The organism is Lysinibacillus sp. fls2-241-R2A-57 (genome assembly GCF_030209535.1).
Lineage (GTDB): Bacteria > Bacillota > Bacilli > Bacillales_A > Planococcaceae > Lysinibacillus.
In genome coordinates this window covers 1-6,777 of sequence record NZ_JARVRU010000117.1, presented here as the reverse complement: position 1 = coordinate 6,777, position 6,777 = coordinate 1, and the positions used below count along the sequence as shown (strand labels likewise).

Genomic DNA, 6,777 nt, shown 5'->3' with positions numbered 1-6,777 from the left:
CTTGGACCCGAGCGGTTCTTCGGCTGACCCGATCACTTTTCTCTTGGACCCGAGCGGTTCTTCGGCTGACCCGATCACTTTTCTCTTGGACCCGAGCATTACTTTTCCTGACAGTAGCAATTTTAGTTGAGCCCATAGAAAAAAGAATTTGCACAGGCCCCCCTGCACAAATTCCCATCATATCTAAAAGTAATCAATAAACGTTGGAATGCCAACTGGTAGCACCGTCTCTAGTAGCGCAATTTCGATGGCATTGCCCTGTAAACGCTCGATTTTTTCTAAATAGCTTGGTCGTTTATAGCCTAGTAACATCGTAGCAAGTGTTTGGACTGTTAGCTGAATAGCATTTTCAGACAATGTCTCGCTAACCTTTTCAACGGTAGCCTTTCCATTTTGCATCGTTATGACAAATGTTCCATTGTTCCAGGCCACAATGCGATCACTAACAGCTAGTCGAAGCTGAAAATCATTGCCCATGAATGGATAACGTAGTAGAAATTCTTTTACATCTACTATTCGTGCCATAAAATACGGCGATACCTTTTGAATAATTTCACTATCCTCTAATAAAAAGGCGACTGCTTCATTACCAGTTGTTTTACCATAGACATTGTAAATCATCGAGCTATGTGCAGAGACAAAATTCCATAAGCCTTTTCGCGCCTCTTCCTGCAAATAAACAATTTCGTCAATGTAATAATTCTCCTCCATGATGCGGTAAAACATATAACCCTGAGGCATATCATCCTCGTCATAATATACTGCTGCCTGAAGGTTCACATCGCTATCAATAAATTTCTCTTCCCAAAAATCTTCCTGAAACTTTTCATTCCAAGCAATGCTATTACGTACCATAACACCATGCGTCTTTTGGGCATAGCGCGCATAGATGGTCACAACATCTTCATGCTTCGGATCGACACGACGTATTTTACCATTTAAATTTGCGTAGCGAGGAAGCTGCGTATCTTTGATCTGAAATTCCACAATATCACTCATAATTTCCCAGCCCTTTTTTCGATAATAAGGGATAGAATATGGAAATAAATAGGATATGCATTTCCCTTCATTTCGCATCCGCTCCAAGCTCTCAAAAATGAGGCCCTCCATCAAACCATGCCCTGAATATTCAGGATAAGTTCCAACAGCGGTAATGCCTCCCATTTCATAAATCCTACCATGAACATTTACTTCAAATGGTAAGCTTAAAATTTGGGATACAAGCTGTGAACCGTCGAACCAACCAATTGCATGTCCCTCATTAAATTGCTTGCTTTTGGCATTTACAAAGCGGCGGTCCTTATGAATGGACATGGACACTTGAAACACATAATTAAGTAAATCGATTGACTGTGCCATTTCATCTAATCGAATTTCTCGCATGACTAAGCCTTTTCGTTGATTCATGACTCTCTCTCCTCATCAAATAACTCCGAAAAAATCGTTTCTGGAGCACTTAAAAAACGCTTTGTGACAATGTAATGGATAGTATCTTCATAGCGAATTGATTCAATTTCCCCATTATCAAAACTGTAGATAGTGGCATTTGGATAGCCAAGTAAAATAGGTGAGTGTGTAGCAATAATAAACTGTGCCTCATGCTCTAAATCTTTAATAATTTTCAGTAGGCTGAGCTGTCTCGTTGGTGACAGCGCCGCTTCAGGCTCGTCTAATAAATAAATGGCCTTCCCTTTAAAGCGATTCATAAATAACGATAAAAAGGACTCGCCATGTGATTGATGATGTAATGACTTGCCACCAAACGCAGCATACTTTTTAAAGTCTACCTCCTGCAACAAATCAATATGACTCGCAAATTGATAAAACGTTTCTGAACGAAGGAAAAAGCCATTTGAAACTTTTGGCCACCAGGATAAACGAATAAATTCCCCAAGTGCCGATTCAGCTTTATGTACGTCATATAAGTTTTGGCGACCGCCACCCGCTGTATTAAAATCACAACGATCAGCTATTGCCTCCAAAAGTGTTGATTTCCCAGAGCCATTTTCCCCAACAAAAAAGGTCACATTCGTAGGAAACTCTATCTCCTGTAAGTCCTGCAAACTCGGTATGTTAAAGGGATACACATCTTTATCTGTAATGTTATCCTGTAATACCTTACATGATTTTAAATACATTTTTTGTTTCCTCCCTTACTACTATTATAACGCGATTATACTACTCTGAAACCGCCATTTAGCTAATTGCACCCAAAATTTAAATTCGGAATATTTTAACTTAACACAAAAACTCATCATTATCTTTGACATTGAACATTTCAGATTCCTAGTTGTGTAAATGCGATCCATTACATACAAATCACTTTCTGCTACTATCCCTATGAAATATTTCCCGAGAAATAAATAAAAAGCGTGTCGAAAGTTGCAATAAAAATAATAAAATTATGCCATATAATAGCGATTAACCAAAAACATTGAGGAACACCAATCAGCCTTACTGTTCAGAAATCGGTCCTACTACTACTGCCAATATCGAAGGCCCTTTGAACAGCTAATTTCCCACTAACAACCACTACTAGTACAAGCAATGAATGTCCTCCTTGTAATTTTCCATTGTGCTCCCGACTCGAAACAAGAGCTACTAAACCAATCGTCGTTGCCTATCTTCTAGTGATTCCCATCCTTTTTCTCCTTATTTTCTTGCCGTAAACCCTCCAACCTGTGCTTTAAATTTTACTTACCTAAGCGCTTCTGTATAGGAGCCTTTACCTGATTTCCCAAATAAATATTAAAACGAAGTGATCCGGGGTACCTCTGAATAGCTAAAAAGCTCACTTTACTATATTTCTAGCGTTGAATGAGTTCATAAATGGTTTGCGATGATTTTTACCAGCCATCATCTCTCTACTGCTAACTACATTCAATATGCACAAAATCCATTATTGTTCTAAAAGCCGTTTTCACAAATGTTCTATCTTAAAGGTCCTCTTCATACATTGAGTAAACCTTCCCTCCTGCTAATTACCCCTGTAAAGGAAGGTAAAACTCAAGCTTTTTTCAAAGTAAAATAAAAAAGTTATAAGGAGAAAAATTATGTTTGTAACTCATTTTTATGAAAACAAAACGTCCGTTTTAAGTCAGCTTCTAGTAACTCTACCTACCGTTGAAGAGAACATTAAAATTAAAGGTCGTAAAGCAAAAGTTGTTCGAGTTGCTCAAATAGACGACAACAACTTTCATGTGAGTATCATTTTTGAAAAAATACCTAAGAAACTACCATTAAAAGAACTTGGGAAGAAAAAGAGATAGCTCTTTCCCACGCTATCATCCAATGGGTAGCGTTTAATTTTTAAAAGTGGGGATCGAACTATAAGCAATTATTCATCGCGAATCATTCTCAACTATTTATATTTCTTCAAGTTAAATAATTGACTTTTTAATTGATAACAATTATCATTATCAATAGATTATTTCTTTACTCCACATTGCTTAGTTCAGAATCCCCCCTATTTTTTTGATATAAGCATGTATCAAACGGATATTCTTACATCAGACTAAGAATATCCGTTTTTTTACTTCTTTCAGCGAATGTTAGGACACTCACTGAAAGATGTCACGGAATCGGAAGGAGTACTTTGTGTAAGCACAAAGCCGAATCCGGACGCAATTATGCCAAGGTGTAATTGCTCTTTAATTAATTGGAGAGATTACATAAATAAAGGAGCTGTTTGACATGGATTATCGTATTGAAAAAGATACTATGGGTGAAATTAAAGTACCTGCAGATAAAATTTGGGGTGCTCAAACACAGCGCAGTAAAGAAAATTTCCAAATCGGTACAGAGCAAATGCCGATTGAGCTTATTCAAGCAATGGCAATTTTAAAGAAAAGTGCTGCTATTGCCAATAACAAGCTAGGTAAACTTTCAGATATAAAAGCAAATGCAATTGTACAAGCAGCTGATGAAATTTTAAATGGACAATGGGACGATCAATTCCCTCTTGTCGTTTGGCAGACTGGTAGTGGTACACAATCAAATATGAACGTCAACGAAGTAATTGCGCACCGAGCAAACCAGATTTTACAAAATACTGGTGAAGCTGATCGTATTCACCCTAACGATGATGTCAATAAATCTCAAAGTTCAAACGATACTTTCCCAACAGCTTTGCATATTGCAGCAGTGTTAAAAGTTGAAGATTATTTACTTCCGCGTCTACGCTTGCTAAAAGCAACACTTGATGACAAAGCAGAGAAGTTTAAAGATATTATTAAAATTGGTCGAACACATTTACAAGATGCAACACCATTGACTTTAGGCCAAGAGATTAGTGGCTGGGCAGCAATGCTTGCTAAATCTGAACAGATGATTGTCCAAAATATTGAATATATGAAGGAACTGGCAATTGGTGGAACAGCAGTAGGTACAGGTATTAACGCACATCCTGAATTTGGTGAGCGTGTTGCAGTGGAAATTAGTGAATTGACAGGAAAACATTTTACTTCTGCAGCAAATAAATTCCATGCACTGACAAGTCATGATGAAGCTGTTGTCGCACATGGCGCATTAAAGGCTCTTGCAGCTGACTTAATGAAAATTGCCAATGATGTTCGCTGGTTAGCAAGTGGTCCCCGCTCAGGTATTGGAGAAATTACAATTCCAGAAAACGAACCAGGCTCATCCATTATGCCTGGTAAAGTAAATCCAACGCAAAGTGAAGCGATGACAATGGTTGTCACACAAGTCGTTGGTAACGATGCAACAATTGCCTTTGCCGCTTCCCAAGGTAATTTTGAGCTGAATGTCTTTAAGCCAGTAATTATCTATAACTTCTTACAATCAACTCGTCTATTAGCAGACACAATGAAATCATTTAATGATCATTGTGCTGAAGGGATTGAGCCAAATAAAGAAGTACTCGACCACAATTTACAAAACTCCTTAATGCTTGTAACAGCTTTGAACCCTTATATCGGCTATGAAAATGCGGCTAAAATTGCGAAGAAAGCCCATAAAGAAGGCACAACATTAAAAGAAGCAACAATTGCAACAGGTTTACTTACAGAGGAACAGTTCGATGAATATGTGGACCCTGCAACGATGATTTATCCAAATGTAAAGTGATCATTAGCATGATAGACAAATTATGTGATTACTTGGAGTTCGAAGTAGAAGATTATTCATCAGTCGAATAAAGAATAAATCGAGCAAAAAACACTTTCGGCTAATCATGCAGCTGAAAGTGTTTTTCTATTACTATAATAAAGCCCAGGCTCCATTAATTGAAGCTTTGAAAAAGTGCTTGGTGTACAGAACAAATAAAGTTGGAATCCGAACTCTTATATTTGTCCTTAACTTTTCAAATAATCTCTAACTGCAGAAATATTATTCGTACATGACATTAAACCATTGTTCGACTCTTTCATTCTATTCATATCCTTGAATCCTGAGCCAGTAACTAAAACAACTACATTCATATCTCGATTTATTAGCTTGTTTCTAAGATCCGATTCTAAACCTGCCCATGCTGCCGCTGCTGAAGGTTCAACAAAAATTCCGGCCTTGGTAGCTAGTTTTTTTTGCGAGTCTAAAATTTCTTCATCCGATATGGAAACGCCCCAACTATTTGTCTTCAGTATATAATCAATTGCCATTTCAGCATTTGCAGGTGATTTAACAGAGATAGAGTCTGCTATAGAATCTGTTTTGTCTAGTACTAAATCTCTTTTCTCTCTCCAGCTTCTTACTATTGCATCACTACCTTTTGCTTGCACTAAAATACATTGAGGTAACTTATCAATAAGCCCCTCTTGTTTAAGGTCAATAAAACCTTTGCAAACAGCAGCATAAATTACACCATCTCCAGCTGGTATATAAATAATATCGGGTGCTTTGAAGCCTAACTGATTGTACAATTCAATGGATACTGTTTTTTTTCCTTCTATCGTAAAAGGATTATAAGCGGTATTTCTATTAATACCTCCAAATTTTTCTGTAAACTCTATTGATAGTTTATATGCATCATCGTATGTTCCTTGAATAGGGATAACACTCGCTCCAAAAAATTTGGCCTGTGCTATTTTTTCTTTAGGTGCAGTTTCGGGTATAAATAAAACGGTTTTTAATCCATAAGCTGCAGAAATACAAGCCATTGCAGAACCGGCGTTACCAGTTGATGCAAGTACAATTTTATGCTCATTATGGAAGATAGCCTGTTCTGCAATTAATAATGATGCTCTATCTTTTAATGATCCTGATGGATTTAAACTTTCATTTTTAATAAAAAGATTGGGTAGTCCTACTTCTTCTCTTAAATAAGTAGGCTCTAGTAATGGTGTATTACCAACCTTTAAAGAATTCGAATTTTGAATGGCAATCGGAAGGAATGAATCTGGTTCAACCATTGAATTTCTCTTAACATTGTTTTTTGGTTCATATTTAACGGATAATATACCTTTTTGAAAACCATTATTCTTAGCATTTTTACAGACAGGACAAAGATAAACGATTCCTTCTGATTGAAATTCATATCCACATGAAACACAACTAAATCGTATCACTTTAATTGCCCCTCCCTTGCGTACTCCTTAATATAAAAATAACAGGTGTGTTGATTAACCATTTTTTCACATTCGAAGAGACTGATTTTCGCTACGGGCTACTCGCTTTGTTGCTGTCGCTTCGCTTTCGCACAGATAAAACAATTTGTCGCTGACGCTGCGCTTTCGCACAGAGCAAGGCTTCCTGCGAGCGAGCGTCGATAGCCCTACGCTACAAGCTCTTCATCATAACATGTGGTTGATTTCTTTGATAGAA

5 protein-coding genes are annotated in these 6,777 nt (G+C 37.3%); 2 read left to right on the top strand and 3 right to left on the bottom strand.

Going from position 1 to position 6,777, the window contains the following annotated elements; genetic code table 11:
* Positions 1 to 183 precede the first annotated feature (183 nt).
* A complete protein-coding gene (locus QRN68_RS17780) occupies positions 184 to 1,407 on the bottom strand; it encodes a GNAT family N-acetyltransferase (protein ID WP_285398241.1) in 1,224 nt (407 codons plus the stop codon).
* Positions 1,404 to 2,138: an AAA family ATPase gene (locus QRN68_RS17775; RefSeq protein ID WP_285398240.1), complete on the bottom strand. Its 735-nt coding sequence runs from the start codon at positions 2,136 to 2,138 to the stop codon at positions 1,404 to 1,406. The genes QRN68_RS17780 and QRN68_RS17775 overlap by 4 nt, the downstream gene beginning before the upstream one ends.
* A 915-nt stretch (positions 2,139 to 3,053) precedes the next feature.
* On the opposite strand from QRN68_RS17775, the gene QRN68_RS17770 reads away from it, so the two are divergent.
* Positions 3,054 to 3,269 (top strand): hypothetical protein, encoded by a 216-nt coding sequence (locus QRN68_RS17770; RefSeq protein WP_285398239.1) that lies wholly within the window; start codon positions 3,054 to 3,056, stop codon positions 3,267 to 3,269.
* A 424-nt stretch (positions 3,270 to 3,693) separates the two neighbouring features.
* Complete coding sequence (gene fumC / locus QRN68_RS17765) at positions 3,694 to 5,085, top strand: class II fumarate hydratase (protein ID WP_285398238.1); 1,392 nt, start codon at positions 3,694 to 3,696, stop codon at positions 5,083 to 5,085.
* A gap of 227 nt (positions 5,086 to 5,312) precedes the next feature.
* Here the strand turns inward: fumC and thrC are convergent, their stop codons facing one another.
* Positions 5,313 to 6,521 (bottom strand): threonine synthase, encoded by a 1,209-nt coding sequence (gene thrC, locus QRN68_RS17760; RefSeq protein WP_285398237.1) that lies wholly within the window; start codon positions 6,519 to 6,521, stop codon positions 5,313 to 5,315.
* Positions 6,522 to 6,777 lie beyond the last annotated feature (256 nt).

What these genes read in the sequence shown, in the direction of transcription:
- fumC (WP_285398238.1), top strand. Translation starts at nt 3,694, where the DNA reads ATGGATTATCGTATTGAAAAAGATACTATGGGTGAAATTAAAGTACCT.
- QRN68_RS17775 (WP_285398240.1), bottom strand. Translation starts at nt 2,138, where the DNA reads ATGTATTTAAAATCATGTAAGGTATTACAGGATAACATTACAGATAAA.
- QRN68_RS17780 (WP_285398241.1), bottom strand. Translation starts at nt 1,407, where the DNA reads ATGAATCAACGAAAAGGCTTAGTCATGCGAGAAATTCGATTAGATGAA.
- QRN68_RS17770 (WP_285398239.1), top strand. Translation starts at nt 3,054, where the DNA reads ATGTTTGTAACTCATTTTTATGAAAACAAAACGTCCGTTTTAAGTCAG.